Genomic DNA, 17,748 nt, shown 5'->3' on the forward strand with positions numbered 1-17,748 from the left:
AGTGGCCCTGAAAAAAGGGGCAGGTCAGGACTGCAAAACCGGCAAGGCGGTCGCGATCAAGATGGCGACCCAGCACGATTTCTCGAAATTGAATCAGATCCGGCGGGAGATTCGCTCCTTGGCGAAGTTGCGGCACCCCGGAATCATTCGCATTCTCGACCACGGCGTCATACATGGCATGCCCTGGTATGCCATGGAGCGGCTTAGTGGCGGCACGCTCAAGACCGTTCTGCGGCGGATCTGGGATGACCGGAAAAAGCCGGTAGGGGAAGGTGTTGCGGCAACCGGAACCACAACGACCCTGGCCGGTACAGATACGACTTGGCCAGCTTTCAACGAGGGCGGGTTCGGCACGGTCGGCCCGGCTCTTGCGCAGGACGATTTCTTTGCCGGATCGCGGGACGCGGCTGCCGGCGGGCTTGGGGAAGTGCTGACCCTTGCGCGCAGCATGAGTGAAACCCTTGCTTATGTTCACGGCATGGGCGTGGTCCACCGGGACCTGAAGCCCGACAATGTTTTTGTGCCGCTGGATGGTTGCCCTGTCCTCGTCGATTTCGGCCTTGTGACCGAAGTGCGCGGGTCGATTGGCCGGGAGGTCATGGACGGCACCGAAATTTTCGGCGGGTCGCCCCACTACATGGCGCCCGAGCAAATTCGCAATGAAACGCTGGATGCCCGCTGCGACCTCTATGCGCTTGGCTGCATCCTTTACGAGCTGGTCACCGGTCTGAAGCCATTCAGCGGCACCCGGGCACAGGTGTTGCACGGCCATCTGGAACGCTGTCCGGTGCGGCCTTCGGATATCGTTTCCGGTGTTCCGCGCCAGCTTGACGAGCTGATCATGTCTCTCCTTGCCAAGCCGCTCGACCAGCGCATCGGCTATGCCGAAAACGTGGCGCATGTTCTTGGCGATCTGGGAGCTGGAAAGCCGGACTGGGCGGCGGCTGTTCCGGGTGCGCAACCTTATCTTTATCGCGCGTCCTTTGTCGGGCGCTCAAAAAGCCGGGCCTTGATTGAGGACAGGTTGCTCAAGGCCCAAAACGGCGCTGGGCAGATTATCGTTCTTGCAGGTGAAAGCGGGGCGGGCAAAACACGGCAAGCATCGGAAATCGCCAGCGCTGCTGCCAAATCCGGGATGACCGTGGTCAGCTGCGAATGTGCAAACGGCGGTGTGGGCGAGGCGCAGGCAAAACCGACAACCCAGCCGTTGTATCCGTTCCTGCGATTGCTTGATCAGGTGGCAGACCGGTGTGTCGAAGGGGGGCAGACCCTTTTTGACCGGCTTCTGGGTCGCCATGCGGCGGCATTGTCGGAATATTCGGCCAGCATCCGGTCTCTTCCATGGATGTCTGTCCAGCCGGATTTGCCGAAGCTGGAAGAAGAGCAGGCCAAGGAACGGCTGTTCGAGGCCTTGCGCCATGTGCTGACGGATTATGCACGTATCCGCCCGCTGCTGCTCATTCTGGATGACCTGCAGTGGGCGGACGGCTTGTCGATCGAATTCGTTCAACGCCTTACCGGGACGGGGCTCGACGGAGTGCCCATGCTGGTTCTCGGGACCATTCGCTCCGAGGAGCGAATGGCCGAGATTGAGGCCATTGCCAAATCCGTAAATGTCACAGAGCTCTCGCTGGAAAAGATGGCTCTCCACGAGGTTGAAAAAATGGCAGCGGGCATGCTGGCGGTTCCGGAACTGCCGCCCGCCTTCGCGAATTTTCTGCAGGAGCGCAGCAGCGGAAACCCGTTCTTCATTGCCGAATACCTGCGGACAGCAGTGGCCGAACAGGTGTTGCAGCGTGACCAGTCCGGCCGCTGGTCTTTCCGGCATCCCGCTCCCGACGACCAAAGCCATTATGAGACGCTGCCGGTTCCCGGCACTTTGCGCGATCTGATCGACCTGAGGCTCGGACGCTTGTCCACTGCCGCGCGCCGGTCGGTCGATTGTGCCGCACTCATCGGTCGCAGGTATGAGACCGGGATCGTGTCCGCCGTCGAGATGCTTGGTGAGGCGCAAGCCGCTGAAGTCATTGACGAGCTGCTTGAGCGGCAGATCCTCGAAATTGATGACAAGGACGGTTTCCGGTTCCTGCATGACAAGATCCGCGAGGTGGCGGAAGCGTTGCTGCCGCAAGAACGGCGGCGAAACCTGCATGAGAGGATAGCGGCCGCACTCGAGAGGATGAGCCAAGGCGCCGATGAACCCGGGGCGGTCTCCGCCCGGCTTGGTCATCACTGGGCGTGTGCCGAATTTCCCGGCAAGGCAGCACGGTGTTTCCGGCAAGCAGCAAGTCATGCGCGCCGCCTTCATGCCGTCGATGAAGCTGTTCAACTCAGCCGGTCGGCTCTGGCGCAGATGGAAAAGGCCCGTGAGACACTCCCGGAGCACGGACAGGCCTGGGTGCAGGACATCATATCGGTCAACGAGACGCTGGGCGCATTGTATACGCTCAAGCGGCATCACGAATTGGCACGGGAGGCCCTGCAGGCAGCTTTGGACCACGACCCTGCTGATCCTGTAACCAAAGCCCGCCTGTACAAGTTACAGGCGAAGGCCTTGGAAGCAGAGCATCACCACGAGGCTGCACTGGCAGCTTACGACGTGGCGGAGAAGGTTCTGAAGTCCTGCGATCTCTCGCTGGACGGCTGGCAGGACGAGTATATCGACATCAAGATCGGGCGCGTCTGGACGCATTATTGGGCCGCAAATGCCCAGGATGTCGATCAGGAGTTTGCTGAAACGAGAAGCCTGGTTGAAAATAGCGGCGCCCCCGGCCACCGCTACAAGTTCTATTTGTCGCTGATTTTTCGAAACTTGCGCCGGGACAGGTACCGGATAGATGATGAGAACATCGGACTGGGACGGTCTCTGGTGGAGGCTGCGGTTGAATTGGGGCGGGAGACGGAAATAGCCACCGCCCGCTTCGAGCTTGGCTTTCTGCTTTTGTTTGCCGGAAAACTTGAAGAAGCAAAGCAGGAACTTCTAAAGGCGCTCGAATTGACGAGACGAACCGGCGACACCAGCGGCGAAATACGAACGCTGTGCTATTTTGTCATCCTGCTGAGACGTTTGGGGGACGTAAGCCAAACGGAGACCGAAGCGCGCGTCTTGCTTGATGCGGCAAAGGAAGCCCGCATGATGGATTATGTGGGCGTTGCTCATGCAGCCCTGGGCTGGGTAATGCTCAGGCGGGAGGAAAGTGTTTCGGCGTCGGCGCAAAGCAGGCAGGCGGTGGAGATATGGTCGTCGCTGCCCTTTGACTACGCGATGAAATGGACAGCCGAACTGACCGAATTCAAGATCGCCGTGCTGAGTGGTGATGTCGGCAAGCTGAAAGACTGTTCGCAGGTCTTGTGCCATCCGAAGCAACTCTGGCTTCCCGATGAAATCGACGGAGCCCTGAAGGGCGTCATATCGGCCTGCGAGCAAAGAAATATGGAAGAGACGATGCATTGGGCAAAGGCCGCCGTGTCGGCTGCGGAGGAGCGAGGGTACCTCTGACCGGCAATACGCTTAAAAACCAGGGAAACAGGAGTATGTGAAATGATCCTTGTTGTGGGAGCAACCGGGACGCTCGGGTCCAGCTTGTGTGCGGATTTACTTGCCAACGGGCACGATGTCAGGGCGGTGGTTCGCGAAAGCAGTAAGCCTGAGAGTGTCGCACGGCTTGAGGAACTCGGGGCGCAAACAGTTGTTGCGGACTTGCGGAACCGGAGGTCGATTGTTGCCGCACTCAACGGGGTTCGTGTGGTGGTTTCGACGGCGACGTCCGTTTCCAGCAGCAACGAGTCCAACACGTTCGACACGGTCGACAGGAACGGGCAGCTGGACCTGCTTACGGCCGCCCAGGAACAGGGCGTGGAGCATTTCATATATGTTTCTTTTCCGCCCTTTGAAGGAAACATCCCACTTCAGGAGGCCAAGCGGACAGTCGAGCGCGCTCTGCACGCAGGGAACTTGCCCTATACAGTTTTGCAGGTGCCGTATTTCCAGGAATCGTGGCTGGCGGCACCGCTCGGCGTCAACCCGGAAACCGGGGCCATGCAGACATTTGGTGGCGGATCAGCGCCGATCTCCTGGATTTCGATTGGTGATGTGTGCGCGGCGATCCGCGCCAGCTTGACGAGCCGCGGCGCCCGCAATCGCACCTTGAAGGTGGGCGGGAAGGAAGCGCTCAGCCAGAAGGAGGTCATTGCACGCTGTGAAAAGCTCTCCGGCCGGCAAATCGAGCGCGAGGATACGCCAAAGTCCCAACTGGAGGGCATGGCGTCGTCTTCCGACCCCCTGCTGCAGACATTTTCCGGGCTGATGAAGGTGTGCGGGGATGGAGGCTGCGTTATTGACAATAGCGAAGCGGAAGAGGTCCTGGGTTATCGTCCGCAGCCGATTGATGACTATTTGGCCAAACTGGCAGCGTCGCTTCCATCGGCGTGATCCGCAGCCGCAAGTTCATAAAGGTATTCCTTGGAAAGGGTCTGGAAAAAAGCATGCCGGCTCTTCAGGCCCAGCTTGTGAATATGGCTGTCGAGCTGGTCGGGAATCTCGGTTTTCAGCCTTTCGTTAAAGTACCATTTCAGGAGCGCGTCATTCGACGGGCCTTCGCTGTGTTGATGTTGCGTGTTCGGTGTACGGGCAGGCGCCCGCTTTTTCCGGGTCTGGATTTTTTGGAAAAGAGAGCCGTAAAGGCCGAGGCCGCGGAGAACGTCCGGCACCGAATTCATAATGTCCACCTCAAGAGAGGCATTGATTGTGGTTGTGCGCTGTTCGCGTTTTATCATGGCAATCAGGTCAGCCGGGCCGAGATGCTGGCCGTCCAGCCAGGTCTTGATGTCCTGCCCCTTGAGAAGACCGCGTTTGACAAAAAAGGCGTGGAGTTGCTGGTTGAATGCGTCAGGCTGATCGGGAAGCCTGATGCGGCTGGCTTCCTTCAGTGCCAGCGCGCGGGCTGCAGCCCGGTTGAACACCTGATCATACAGGTCCGGACTTAACCGCAGTTCGTCAAGAAGTTCCCGGCCTGTAACCGACGCGTCCCGGCGCTCACTTTGCCGGATCAGTTTCTCCCATGTATCCGTATGAGCGAAGGAAAATGAAACCTGTCCGGGTTTCAGACAGCGGTCTTGATGTTCGGCCATGGTCTTGAGCATGGCGAGCGCATCTTCGCGTTTCACGTCTACCCGGCCGGATGGCAGCCAGGCCCGAAAGGCTGTCAGGTCACTTGTGGCATACCGATCAGCGAGGGCAGACAGAACAGTTTCATATCTACGCAGGGGAAAATGCAGGGACTTTGCCGTCCTGACAAATGCGTCCCGGAAGTCCTTGCCAATGACATGATCGCGTTCTGCCTGCTCCAGGGTTGCGCGGATATTGATCATGGCTTCGGACAGGTTGGGATATCCGAGGTCCGCAGGCCCGTGAGCAATCGCGACCTCGTCGTCGTCTTCAAGAATCCCCTCCTGAAAGGCTTCAAATGCCTTTCCCACGCCGATCATGCCGAATGTGGATAGTTCGGCAGCCCGAAGAGCCCCCATGCTGGCGGCTCCGAAAACATGGACGCCGCGGGTGTGGGCCCACAGGATTTCCTTGTGCCACACTGCCGGGACTTGCTCGAAAAAACCGTCGATGATCCCGATGACCTGTGCGCCGCCTTCCACGGCCCGGTAAACATCCCCTTGTGACACAGGCGGACGGTATTCGGCCTTGAGAACGCTTTTTGCTTCGGCAGGCGGCAGGGTTGGCCCGAGAAAAACGATCGTGGACATCGGCCTAAAGGCGTTCCTTGAATGTGTGCGTCAGGGATAGAAAGCGCGCACCGGGGATATATCCGGGCGCATCATGCAAACCTTCCAGGCCCGGGATGACAATGCGCGCCACTTCGATACCCGCAACATGACCTCCAAGGTTGACGGCCACGACTTGTGTCATGCCTGCGGCTTGAAGCGGGGTCAATTCAAGGGCGATGTCATCCTCGAAACGTGGAGTGTCGGAGCTGGGTTCACGGGTGAAGCAGCGTCCGCCCGTTTCGGGCATGGCGAGAATCAGGTTCCTGATCTTGTCGACGCGGACCCGCTGCCTTGAATGCTCGAAAAAATCCCGGTGAGCGTCGTCCCGGGCACCGGAAATATAAGTCAGCCGGGTTTGGGCAGCTTCGGTCAGCGCCCTGAGAAGGGCAACCTCGCGGACCGGGTGGCAGCCGCTTCCGTCACTTGTGTAATACTGGCCAAGGTGGTTTGGCCCGAAGTCGGCGATCGCGCAGGCATAGACCGGGAGACCGATATCTGTCGTGATCGACCAGACGCCGACGGCCTGGCCTGCATCCTGAAGTCTTCCGACAACCTCAAGACAGTCCGGGTCTTCGACACTTGACAGGTCAAGCCGTCTGCTTTCGTCTGCGAATGCGCCTGTGGCCGACCAGAGTGAAAGGGCGTCGCGTTCCACCACCTCGCAGATTCCGTGGCTAACGGCTTCCAGCCAATGATTGCCGCTTGCAAGCCCGTTGGAGCTCATTTGAAAGTGTCCGCTATGACCGGTCAGCGGCAGCGTGTAATTGGTATGAACGACTTCGTATGGCACCCAGACAGGCGCTCCCGAGGTAAGATCTTGACCCTCGCACCATAGCAAGGGCCGGTCAGGATCCAGTGGGGCCTTCTGGACGCGGGGAAGGCGGGCAACATCAAGGACGGTGCCTTCAAGCGCAATTTCGGCAAGGCTTGCCAGACGCAGAGGTAATCTTGCGTTTTCAGCGTGATGGGCCTCGATCGCTTCCATGATCCCGGAAGCCTTTGCAGCCGCCAGATCAAGGCCCTTGCCTTGCGATACCGAAAGCGAGCGGGCATTGGGACGGTAGACCGACACGACCGGCAGGCCGATCGTGTCCAGGCCTGTGATGTTCGCGACACGGGTTATCCCGAAGGATCCCAGCAAGGGTGTGATCCGTTCCAGCGTTTGGTCAGGGGAAACAAGCCGATGCGTGCCCCGTTTATGGTACTTTTCCGTGTCCGTGAGGCTGGGAGTGGTCGACCCGGACAGGTTGTGGCTGTCCGGCGTCTGGTTGCTGTCCGCTGACTGCGGAACCACATTCATTCTTATCCGCCCTTGATGACGTCGATGTTCAAGAGGAAACAGGTTCCCGCAAAGTTATTTGGTGAAAGGTCTTTTGGAGTGTTGCTTTCCCGGGCATTGCTTCCGCCCGGCTGTGATCCGGCCTCGCTATTTTCGTAGTCCGGAATTGAGGCAAGGGCCGCGCCACAGCGTACAAGCTCATCCACCTGGTGATTGGCGTTGATTGGCCACGAAGGCCGCATTTGCCATTCGGTTGCCGGAATGTGGTAGATCCTGTTTTGCCAAATAATTACAATATCTTGGTCGTATGTAACTTTCTCTTGCAAAGTTTCAGACATAATATCCTCTCTTTCGCGGCAATTGCGAATCAATCAAAACAATATTTCAAGTAGCATGAAATGTAGATGTGCAACAGTTTGGTTGCGAAAATCTACTTTTAATTGGTGGTGGATCTTAAACTTAAGGGTGCGTGCTGGGCAATTTTTTGCTATCATGAAGTGTCTTCTGCGGCATTTTAAAGAAGACGGTGCCTCTTGTATTTTATTCCTTTTATCAGTTTCTGGACTTTAAATTATTGTTTTTGCAAGTGGAAACACGGCGGAGTGTATTTGAATGAACCATATGAAACCGCGCGCCAGCTATGATCTGTATTCCCGCGACAGGTTGGTCGATTTGGGGACAGACACGGATGACACCGTTCAGCTTGATCCCGCTGTCCCGGCAAACCGGAACGAGAGTTTTTCGGAAGTGAACGCGATTACCCGCCCTTGCATCGTATTCGTCAATGGGCATGAATCGGGACGCGTTGTCGTGCTCGATGCTCCTACCGTTGAAATCGGCCGCTCGTCGCGCTGCGGGGTTGTCGTGAGTGAGCCAACCGTCAGTCGGCGGCATCTTCTCATGGAGGTTACTCCAGACGGTGTTCAGGTGGTTGACCTGCGTTCGCGGAATGGGGTTTTCGTCAACGGAAAGAAAATCACGCGGGATTGGCTCGCGAGAAATGATCAGGTCCGGATCGGTCCGGAAGTCGTCTTGCGGTTTTCGTATTTTACAGATGCCGAGATTTCGTATCTGACGCACATGTACAAAGCCGCAACGTTTGATTCTCTGACCCTTACATTCAACAGGCAATATTTTAATACCTATCTGGAACGGTATGGCGAGGGCGCTCTTCCGGTCAACGACCTCGCGCTTCTATTGGTGGACATTGATCGCTTCAAGAGCATCAATGACAGGTTCGGGCATGAACTGGGCGATCAGGCGTTGTGCCACGTGGCCAGTATCATTCGATCCACGGTGCGCCCGGAAGATATTGTTTGCCGGTATGGCGGTGAGGAGTTTGCAATCCTCGTGAACAAGAAGCCGGGTGTTGAGGCTGAACATATCGCGGAGCGGGTTCGCCACAACATTTCTGTCAGCGAAATGCGTCAAAGCGGAAGACGGATCCATTTGACCGTCTCGATCGGCGTTGCGTTGATGACAGAAGCGGATGGTTGTCCGAATAATCTGTTCAATCTTGCCGACAAGCGCATGTATTCTGCGAAGAGCCTGGGACGCAATCGCGTTGTCTGCCACAACAGGGCGCAGGATAACACCGAATAAGGGGCGGAGCAGGCCGGGTTCCTCTGGTCCGGGCTTCAGCCTGTCTCCTACAGCGCGGGTTGGCAACTTTTTGGCAACAACTCCCCGGCCTGAATCATCCCGTCATGGACCAGACGGATAGTCTGCAGCGCGTGCCGTCAAAATAATACCGTATGGCCGGGATCCGCTCTTTAGCCGCTATCCACCCGGACCGGCTGCCCGGTTCCAAGTGATTGGGCGGCCGCGTCGGCGAGAAGCTGGGCGCGCAAACCGTCTTCAATGCCGGGCGAGGGGGGCATGCCCTTTGTCAGGCAGTCGACGAAATGGGCGATCTCGGCGGAATAGGCGGCGGCATACCGTTCCAGAAAGAAATGCTGCGCGGGCGCCTTGGCAAAGCCGCTTGCCGTCGCCGCTTCCACCGTGTTTTCCAGATGGTTTTCCGCTCGCAACATGCCCTTTGAGCCATGCACTTCAAGCCGTTGGTCATAGCCGTAAGACGCGCGGCGCGAGTTGGAGATCTGGCAAATCCTGCCGCGCGCCGTGGTGAGTGTTACCGCTGCCGTATCGACATCTCCCGCGTCACCGATCGCCGGGTCGACGAGGGCAGCACCCACCGCAAAGACCTGCACCGGCTCCTCCCCCAGAATGAACCGGGCCATGTCGAGGTCATGGATCATCATGTCGCGGAAAAGGCCGCCAGATGTCTTTATGTAGCTGACCGGGGGCGGGGCAGGGTCCCGGGAGAGGATTGTTACCAGCTCGACGTCTCCAATCTCTCCTGCCACGATCCGGCTGCGGATGTTTGCAAAATTCGGATCGAACCGGCGGTTGAAGGCTGTGAGAAAAGGAACGCCGGCGCTTGTCACGGCGTCGACACACTCCCGGACCCGGTCCGAGGACAAGTCGACCGGCTTTTCGCAGAAAACGGCCTTCCCGGCCTTGGCGGCCCGGTGGATCAGGTCGTAATGGGTCGTGGTCGGTGTGCCGATGATGACCGCATCAATGTCGTCTGCCTTAAGAATGGCATCAATGCTGCGAATGGCTGCGCCGGTTTTTGCCGCCAGCGCCCGGGCAGGATCCTCAAAGGCATCGGCGACGGCCACCAGCCTTGCATCCGGGCACGCCGCAAGCGAACGGGCATGGACCTGCCCGATACGTCCGCATCCCAGCAAACCGAAACCGATCATGATGTGTGTTCTCCGGGTTTGCCGAAAGCCTGCAGGACGGAACGCGCGGCTGTGACCATCGGGTCGTGGGTCTCGGACAGAATGACGACCCGGTCGAACCGGCCCGGATCCCTGTTGACTGCTTCACGAAGGGCCGTTCCGAAGGCCTTGCGCAATTCGGTGCCGATGTTGAACTTGCAGATATGTGACCCGGCCGCCAGCTTCCGGCGCTGCGCCACCGGCACGCCGGACCCGCCATGAATCACGAGCGGGACATCGGTCACGGCCTCGATGGCTTTGATGCGGGCCTCGTCAAGGCCGCCTTCCTTGTTTTCCTGAAGATGCACATTGCCGACGGAAACCGCCATGGCGTCGACGCCGCTTTCCTGCGCGAACCGGCGGGCTTCTTCCGGATCGGTTCCTTGCGACTGGTCCCCTTGGGCGTAGCCGACAAAGCCGATCTCGCCTTCGCAGGAGATCCCGGCGGAATGGGCAAGGTCTGCGATCCGGGCCGTATCGTCGATATTCTGGGCCAGCGGCTTGCGCGATCCGTCATACATCAGCGAGGTGAAGCCGCTGTCGAGTGCTTCCCGGCATTCCTCGAATGTGTAGCCGTGGTCGAGATGTGCGACGACCGGCACACTTGCCTGTTCCGCCAGATACCGGAACATCTTGCCAAGAATCGGCAAGGGCGTGTGCTTGCGGCAGGAGGGGCCGGCCTGCAGGATGACAGGTACGCCTTCGGCTTCGGCGGCTGCCACGTAGGCGCGCATGTCCTCCCAGCCAAGGGTCACCAGACCCGCAATCGCATAGCCGTTTTTCAGTGCCGGCTGGAGCACGTCGGAGAGTGTTGCAAGCGTCATTTGAACTTGGCCACCATGTCCTTGATGCCCGGGATCGTTTCAACCTGATAGGCATGGGTGGGTTGGAAATACTGGACCAGTGAGCGTTGGCTGAGGCCGCCCAGAATGGTGAAATAATACATTTCGTAGCCCGGCATGACCGCGCAGGGGTGATAGCCCTTGTCGATCAGGAATGTGGATCCGTCCATCAGCTGGTAGGCCTCGCCCGGAACACCTTCTTCTCGCTGCAGGATCTGGACCCCTGACCCATGTTTCGGGCGAAACCGGAAATTGTAGGTTTCGTCATGGCGGGTTTCATGGGGCAGGCGATCCGTATCGTGCTTGTGTGCAGGAAAGCCGGACCAACCGCCCTGACCGACCGTAAACAGCTCGCTCACCAGCAGCCGCCCGACCTTGCCATGCTGCTTCTGGCCAAGGATATGCTTGATCTTGCGGTGGGTCTTGGTGTCGTCGGAGCCGTATTGCACCAGATCTATCTCGGGCACGCGGACGTCGAACGGGTCCAGAACCTTGTCATATTTGGCGCCCGCAACAAAGGTTTCGGTTTCCCCGGACGTGCAGATAATCGTCGTCTTGGCGCCTGCCGGAATGTAGACACCTTCCGGTTCGCCATCCCAGACATCGGCACCGCGATTGCCAAGCGCCTCGAAGGTCACACCCTCGACCTCTACCGTGACGGTTCCTGTCGCCGGAACGATACACGTTTCGTAGCCGGGTACCTGATAGGTGAAGGCTTCACCGGCCTTGAGCTTGACGATGTTGAAGTAGTTGAGCGGGACCGTCGGATTGTCTGCGTCCACGATCGGCTTGTTTAGATTGTCATGCGGAGCGATATGCATGGGATGTCCTTTCAGGCCTGTGTCGGGCCGGGATGGGAAGCCAGAAAGGCTTCCAGTTCGGAAGTGTCGGGCATGGCCGGGGCGCAGCCGGGTTTCGCAACCACGATCGAGGCACAGGCAGAGCCGCGCAGAACCGATTGCTCGAGGTCGTGTCCGTCGGCAATCGACGTCATCAGGCCGCTCATGAAGCTGTCGCCTGCACCATTGGGTTTGAGGGCCTCGACCGGATAGATGCCTGTCCTGATTTCCGTGTCCCGGCTGATGGTGATGGCGCCGTTTTCACCCATCTTGTAGATGACAAGTTCAGCGCTGGTGCGGGCGAGTTCGCGTGCCTTTTCAAGTCCCTTGTCGTAGTCACCGGCCATGAAGCCGAACTCGACATCATTGCCGACGATCATGTCGCTTTCGGCAGCTGCCCGGGACAGGACCTCGGCGGCGACTTCGGGCGAGGTCCAGGAATAGGGGCGGTAGTCAACATCGAAAATGATCGGAAGGCCCGCTTCTTTGGCAAGCGCGAAGGCGGTGAAGCTGGCCGAGCACGAAGGCTCTGCGGCAAAGACGGTCCCGGCGGTGATCAGCGCGCCGAACCGGCTGTAATCGACTGCACGCACATCCGCTTCGGTCATCTGGAAATCGGCGGCGCCGTTGCGGTAAATGACATTGCGATGCCCTTCCACCACGGATTCGTAAAAGGCGAGCGAGTTGCGGTATTCGCCGCCGACGCTCAGGACGTGACCGGTTTCGACACCGTATTTTTTCAACTGTCCAATGCAGTAGCTGCCGACGCTGTCGTCCGAGACGCGGGTGACCAGAGCTGCCCTGCCGCCGAGCTTGCAAATGCCCGCGCCGATATTGGCAGCCGAGCCACCCAGACCGACGCCAATCCGTTCTGCATCCTCGGCGCGAACGCCCGGGTCGGTAAAGAAGTCGATCCCGGCGCGCCCGACAATGACAAAGTTGTTTTTTGCAATACCGTCCAGCAGCATCAGACCCCCCGGCGCTGCTTGGAACGGGTTGCTTCCCATTCCTCATGGGCGGTGCGAACCTTGTCGCTGCCGCTGACATGCGGGGTTCCGACCTCCCACCAGGCATGGCCCTGCGCGGTCCAGCCGTCATAGGCATCGACTTTCATGCAGATGACATAGGTCTTGTCGGCGGCCTTGGCGCGTTTGAAGGCTTCGCCGAGTTCCGACGGGTTGGAAACCGTTTCGGCATGAGCCCCCATGGCGGCGGCATGAGCCTCGAAGTCGACGGCAAAAGGCTCCAGCACGGTCGGGCAATCCGCGAGCAGATTGTTGTAACTTTCGTTGCCGGTGTTGTTCTGGAGCTTGTTGATCACGGCAAAGCCCCCGTTGTCGAGGACGAGAATGATCAGCTTCTTGGCTGTCAGGACCGACGAATAGATGTCGGAATTCAGCATCAGATAGGCCCCGTCACCCACGAAAACGATGGTGTCCTTGTCCGGTTCGCGTTCCGACTGGGCGATACGTGCGCCCCAGCCGCCGGCGATCTCGTAGCCCATGCATGAGTAGCCGAATTCCACATCGACCGTGCCGATGTCGAGGGTACGCCAGTTGGCGGTGACTTCCGCCGGCAGGCCGCCGGAGGCGGTGACAACGCGGTCGCGCTTGTCGCACAGGCCGTTGACCACGCCGATGGCCTGGGCGTAGGAGTTCGGCCGGTTTCCGCAGGCAATGTTCCCGGCAACATAGGCGTCCCAGGTTTTTCGTTCATCAGCCGCCTTTTGCACCCAGTCCGCTGGCGATTTGAAGCCTGTCATGGCCGCATCGAGGGCCTGAAGCCCGAGCTTGGCATCTCCGACGACCGGTGCCGACAGGTGCTTTCCGGCATCGTGCCGGGCCGCGTTCAGGGAGATGAAACGGGCATCCTGCGAGAAAGCCGTCCACGACCCTGTCGTGAAATCCTGCAGCCGCGTGCCGACGGCCAGAATGACGTCTGCTGTTTCCGCAAGATTGTTGGCACTGTCCGATCCGGTCACGCCGATCGGTCCGGCATTGAGCGGATGGGTCGCCAACATGTTGGCGCGGCCCGCAATGGTTTCGACCACCGGGATCTGATGGTTCTCGGCGAAGGCTGTCAGCTCGGTCACTGCATGACTGTACTGGACACCGCCGCCCGCGATGATCAGCGGGCGCTGGGCGGTTTTCAAAAGCGCGGCGGCATCGGCAACTTCCCGGATGTCGGGGGAGATCCGGCGGATGCGATGCACACGGCGTTCGAAGAAGGTTTCCGGATAGTCATAGGTCCAGCCCTGAACGTCCTGAGGCAGGCCGAGAAAGGCGGGTCCGCAATCGGCGGGGTCGAGCAGGGTCGCAAGGGCTGCGGGAAGGGACTGGATGACCTGCGCCGGATGGGTGATCCGGTCCCAATACCGGCTGACCGGCTTGAAGGCGTCGTTTACGCCGAGCGTCGGATTGTTGAAATGCTCAAGCTGCTGCAACACGGGATCAGGCAGGCGTGTGATGAACGTGTCACCGCACAAAAGCAGCAATGGCAGGCGGTTGGCATGGGCAAGGGCTGCCGACGTCACCAGGTTGGATGTGCCCGGCCCGGCGCTTGCCGTACAAAACATGAAGCGCTGGCGGAGCCATTGCTTGGCATATCCGGCTGCTGCAAAGCCCATGCTCTGCTCGTTCTGGCCGCGATAGAGCGGCAATTCCTGCTGGACTCCATAGAGGGCTTCACCAAGGCACGTGACATTGCCGTGGCCGAAAATTCCGAAGCCTCCGCCGCACACCCGCATCTCGGTGCCGTCGATCTCGATGAACTGGTTGGCAAGATATCGAATGATTGCCTGCGCGGTCGTGAGTTGAACCGTCTGCGTGCTCATTGTGGCGTTCCCTGAAATTTTTATGGGGCAGGTGCATGGGAATGCGACTTGCGTGTTGAACGTTCTCAGGATACAAATTTTGCAACCGGTTGCAAATCTTTTTCACGGCCAAGCGAACAAGACCGGACATGGGGACGGAACATGCCTGAAATTGGGATCGGAATCGTGGGCGGGGGCTACATGGGCAAGGCGCATGCCGTGGCTATGTCTTCGGTCGGTGCGGTGTTTGACACCGAGTTGCGCCCAAGGCTCGAGATGATCAGTGCGAGTACGCCAATGTCTGCGGAAAAATACCGGGCAGCCTATGGCTTCAAGCGTGCGGCGCGCGACTGGCAGGAGCTGGTGGAAGACCCAGGCGTCGAGGCCATTGTCATTGCTTCGCCGCAGGCGACCCACCGCGCGGTCGCAGAAGCAGCTTTCAGTTTGGGCAAGCCGGTCCTGTGCGAAAAGCCGATGGGCGGGACCTTGGCGGAATCCGAGGCGATGGTCGCAGCGGCGGAAAAATGCGGCTGCGTGAACATGGTCGGTTTCAACTACATCCGTACCCCGGCCACCCAATATGCGAGACAGATCCTCAGTGAAGGCGCGATTGGCGAGATCACCTGGTTTCGCGGTGAGCATACCGAGGATTTTTACGCCGACCCGGAGGCCCCGGCGAGCTGGCGGACGGAAGGCGAGGCCAATGGCACGATGGGCGACCTTGCCCCCCACATGATCAACGCGGCACTGGCGCTTGTCGGGCCGGTCCGGTCGGTCATGGCGGAAGTGGAGTGCATCCACACAACCCGTCCCGGTGGAGAGGTCACCAATGACGATCAGGGCCAGATGATGGTGCGTTTTGAAAACGGCGTCATGGGGCACCTGCATTTCAGCCGGGTCGCGACCGGCCGGAAGATGGGCTACGCCTACGAAATAGCCGGGACCAAGGGCGCGATCCGGTTCGATCAGGAAGACCAGAGTGCGCTTTGGCTTTATCTGCGCGACGGGCCCGATGCCCAGTTGGGGTTTCGCAAGATCCTGACCGGCCCGGCGCATCCCGACTATCTGCCGTTTTGCCAGGGACCGGGCCATGGGACCGGCTATCAGGACCAGATCATCATCGAGGCCAAGGATTTTCTCGAGGCGATCCGGACCGGAAACCCGCTCTGGCCGACGTTCCGGGACGGTCTCGACGTCAAGCGCATCGTCGATGCCGCGATGCGTTCGTCACGGACCAAGACCTGGCAATCCATTCAACCCACGTGAGCAAGTCCGAAAGGCTTCCCGGCATGACAATAAGAATTGGCAATGCACCCTGTTCCTGGGGTGTCGAGTTTCCTGATGACCCGCGCAATCCGGCGTGGCGGACTGTTTTGGAGGAATGTGCAAAAGCCGGCTACAAGGGGATCGAGCTTGGCCCGGTCGGCTTCATGCCCGAAGATCCGGCGGTTCTCGCCGAGGCCCTGGCAGAGCATGATCTGGAGCTGATCGGGGGCGTGGTCTTCCGCCCGTTTCACGATCCCGATGCCTGGGACAACGTTCTGGACGGCCTGCACCGCACCGGCAAGGCGCTTGTCGCCCATGGCGCCCGTCATCTGGTCCTGATCGATTCGATCTCGCCGCGCCGGGCGCCGACTGCCGGCCGTCCGGCGGAGGCCGAGCAGATGGATCTGGACGAGTGGACCGCATTCCGGGGCCGGATCGCCGAGGCGGCCCGCATTGGCACCGAGGAATACGGCCTGACTGTGGGCATGCATGCCCATGCCGCCGGTTTCATTGATTTCGAGCCGGAACTTGAACGCCTGCTGGACGAGGTCGACGAAGCGCATCTCAAGATCTGCTTTGACACCGGCCACCATTCCTATGCCGGATATGATCCGGTCGCCTTCATGGAGCGCCATATCGGCCGGATCTCCTACATGCACTTCAAGGATATCGATCCGGCGGTGAAAGCCGATGTGATCGCCAGCCGGACCGGCTTTTATGACGCCTGCGGGCAGGGGATCTTCTGCAATCTGGGGGACGGTGACGTCGACTTCCCGAAAGTCCGGCAGATCCTGCTCGACAACGGTTTTGAAGGCTGGTGCACGGTGGAGCAGGATTGTGATCCGACGCTGGACGTTTCCCCGGTGAGCGACGCCCGCGCCAATCGCCAGTATTTGCAATCCATCGGTTTTGATTGAGGACACACGACATGGCACGTTTGAACTGGGGCATGATTGGCGGCGGGGAAGGCAGCCAGATCGGGCCCGCACACCGGCTTGGAGCGGGACTGGACGGTGCGTTTGCCTTCACTGCGGGAGCGCTGGATCACCGGCCGGACGCAGGCCGCGACTACGGCCAGCGGCTGGGGCTCGACAAGGACCGGGCCTATGGGGACTGGCGCGAAATGCTGGAAGGCGAGCGAAACCGGGCGGACCGGATCGATCTGGTGACCGTCGCCACGCCCAATGCCACCCATTTCGAAATCACCAGGGCCTTTCTGGAGGCCGGGTTTCACGTCCTGTGCGAGAAGCCCATGACCATGACGGTCGAGGAGGGCGAGGAGATCGTTAGGCTCGCCAAGTCCACCGGAAACATCTGTGCGGTCAACTACGGCTACACCGGTTATTCGCTTGTCCGGCACATGCGGGCCATGGTTGCGCGTGGCGACCTTGGGAAGATCCGGCTGGTGAAGGCCGAATTCGCGCATGGCCATCACGCGGATGCTGCCGATGCGGACAATCCGCGTGTGCGCTGGCGCTACGATCCGAGCCAGATCGGGGTTTCCGCCCAGTTTGCCGATTGCGGCATCCATGCCCTGCACATGGCGTCTTTTGTTACGGGTCAGGACGTCGAGCGGTTGTCCGCCGACACCGTGTCTTGTATCGCAAGCCGGGAACTTGAAGATGATGCCATGGTCAACTTCCGGATGGACGGCGGAACGGTCGGGAGGCTGTGGACATCATCGATCGCGATTGGCCGCCAGCATGGCCTGACCCTGCAGGTGTTCGGGGAAAAAGGCGGTCTGAGATGGGCGCAGGAGCACCCGAACCAGCTTTACTGGATGCCGCTCAATGGCCGCCTTCAAACGATCGAGCGCGGCGAGGCCGGTTTGTCGCCGGAGGCTGACCGGACCACCCGGGTGACGATCGGACATGCGGAAGGCATGCCGCTGGCCTTTGCAAACATCTACAAGGATCTGGCCGAAGCGATCCGTGCCCGCAAGGAAGGACGTCCGATGGATCCGGCTGCCGACCTTTATCCGCGCGCCGAAGACGGGTTGCGCTCGATGGCGGCAGTCTTCGCCGTGGCGGAGTCCGGCCGTTCGGATGGCGCATGGGTGGATGCCCGCCCGCCGATGTTCCGCTCCTAGAGCGATCTGCGGACAGATTGTTCCATCTTGTTGCAACCCGAACTGTCATCCCGGAGA

At 59.6% G+C, this 17,748-nt stretch carries 14 protein-coding genes; 6 read left to right on the forward strand and 8 right to left on the reverse strand.

Going from position 1 to position 17,748, the window contains the following annotated elements; translation table 11 throughout:
* Window position 1: 1 nt before the first annotated feature.
* Window positions 2-3,499 (forward strand): protein kinase, encoded by a 3,498-nt coding sequence (locus E1297_RS15985; protein ID WP_368669583.1) that lies wholly within the window; start codon window positions 2-4, stop codon window positions 3,497-3,499.
* A gap of 42 nt (window positions 3,500-3,541) precedes the next feature.
* Window positions 3,542-4,432: an SDR family oxidoreductase gene (locus tag E1297_RS15990; protein ID WP_155139937.1), complete on the forward strand. Its 891-nt coding sequence runs from the start codon at window positions 3,542-3,544 to the stop codon at window positions 4,430-4,432.
* On the opposite strand, the gene E1297_RS15995 is transcribed toward E1297_RS15990, so the two are convergent.
* From E1297_RS15995 to E1297_RS16005, 3 genes are read right to left on the reverse strand one after another with little or no spacing between them, the layout of a single operon-like run.
* Window positions 4,393-5,757, reverse strand: a complete 1,365-nt coding sequence (locus E1297_RS15995) for a TfuA-like protein (RefSeq protein WP_155139940.1) — start codon at window positions 5,755-5,757, stop codon at window positions 4,393-4,395. The genes E1297_RS15990 and E1297_RS15995 overlap by 40 nt on opposite strands.
* Window positions 5,758-5,761: 4 nt before the next feature.
* Window positions 5,762-7,078 (reverse strand): YcaO-like family protein, encoded by a 1,317-nt coding sequence (locus E1297_RS16000; RefSeq protein ID WP_155139942.1) that lies wholly within the window; start codon window positions 7,076-7,078, stop codon window positions 5,762-5,764.
* Between the two features lie 2 nt (window positions 7,079-7,080).
* Entirely contained in the window at window positions 7,081-7,395 is a 315-nt protein-coding gene (locus tag E1297_RS16005) for a hypothetical protein (RefSeq protein ID WP_155139944.1), read from the reverse strand.
* A 274-nt stretch (window positions 7,396-7,669) separates the two neighbouring features.
* Here E1297_RS16005 and E1297_RS16010 point away from each other — a divergent pair, with 274 nt between their 5' ends.
* Window positions 7,670-8,659, forward strand: coding sequence for a GGDEF domain-containing protein (locus E1297_RS16010; RefSeq protein ID WP_155139945.1), 990 nt, complete (start codon window positions 7,670-7,672; stop codon window positions 8,657-8,659).
* A 170-nt stretch (window positions 8,660-8,829) separates the two neighbouring features.
* Here E1297_RS16010 and iolG read toward each other — a convergent pair whose 3' ends face one another.
* Genes iolG through iolD form a run of 5 tightly spaced genes read right to left on the reverse strand, consistent with a single transcriptional unit; the run spans window position 8,830 to window position 14,357 of the window.
* A complete protein-coding gene (iolG, locus tag E1297_RS16015) occupies window positions 8,830-9,825 on the reverse strand; it encodes an inositol 2-dehydrogenase (protein ID WP_155139947.1) in 996 nt (331 codons plus the stop codon).
* A complete protein-coding gene (locus E1297_RS16020) occupies window positions 9,822-10,667 on the reverse strand; it encodes a class II fructose-bisphosphate aldolase (protein WP_155139949.1) in 846 nt (281 codons plus the stop codon). Before E1297_RS16020 ends, iolG begins: the two co-directional genes overlap by 4 nt.
* Window positions 10,664-11,506, reverse strand: coding sequence for a 5-deoxy-glucuronate isomerase (locus E1297_RS16025; RefSeq protein ID WP_155139951.1), 843 nt, complete (start codon window positions 11,504-11,506; stop codon window positions 10,664-10,666). The genes E1297_RS16020 and E1297_RS16025 overlap by 4 nt, the downstream gene beginning before the upstream one ends.
* Before the next feature lie 11 nt (window positions 11,507-11,517).
* On the reverse strand, window positions 11,518-12,492 hold the full coding sequence (iolC, locus tag E1297_RS16030) for a 5-dehydro-2-deoxygluconokinase (protein WP_155139953.1): 975 nt from the start codon (window positions 12,490-12,492) through the stop codon (window positions 11,518-11,520).
* The gene (iolD, locus tag E1297_RS16035) at window positions 12,492-14,357 is read right to left on the reverse strand and encodes a 3D-(3,5/4)-trihydroxycyclohexane-1,2-dione acylhydrolase (decyclizing) (protein WP_155139955.1); all 1,866 of its coding nucleotides are present in this window, start codon (window positions 14,355-14,357) and stop codon (window positions 12,492-12,494) included. Before iolD ends, iolC begins: the two co-directional genes overlap by 1 nt.
* Window positions 14,358-14,498: 141 nt before the next feature.
* On the opposite strand from iolD, the gene E1297_RS16040 reads away from it, so the two are divergent.
* The 3 genes from E1297_RS16040 to E1297_RS16050 are packed head-to-tail and all read left to right on the forward strand — an operon-like array spanning window position 14,499 to window position 17,691.
* Window positions 14,499-15,602 (forward strand): Gfo/Idh/MocA family protein, encoded by a 1,104-nt coding sequence (locus tag E1297_RS16040; protein WP_155139957.1) that lies wholly within the window; start codon window positions 14,499-14,501, stop codon window positions 15,600-15,602.
* Window positions 15,603-15,625: 23 nt separating this feature from the next.
* Window positions 15,626-16,519, forward strand: a complete 894-nt coding sequence (locus E1297_RS16045; RefSeq protein WP_155139960.1) for a TIM barrel protein — start codon at window positions 15,626-15,628, stop codon at window positions 16,517-16,519.
* Between the two features lie 11 nt (window positions 16,520-16,530).
* Window positions 16,531-17,691: a Gfo/Idh/MocA family protein gene (locus tag E1297_RS16050; protein ID WP_155139962.1), complete on the forward strand. Its 1,161-nt coding sequence runs from the start codon at window positions 16,531-16,533 to the stop codon at window positions 17,689-17,691.
* Window positions 17,692-17,748: the final 57 nt, after the last annotated feature.

The organism is Roseibium sp. RKSG952 (assembly GCF_009711355.1).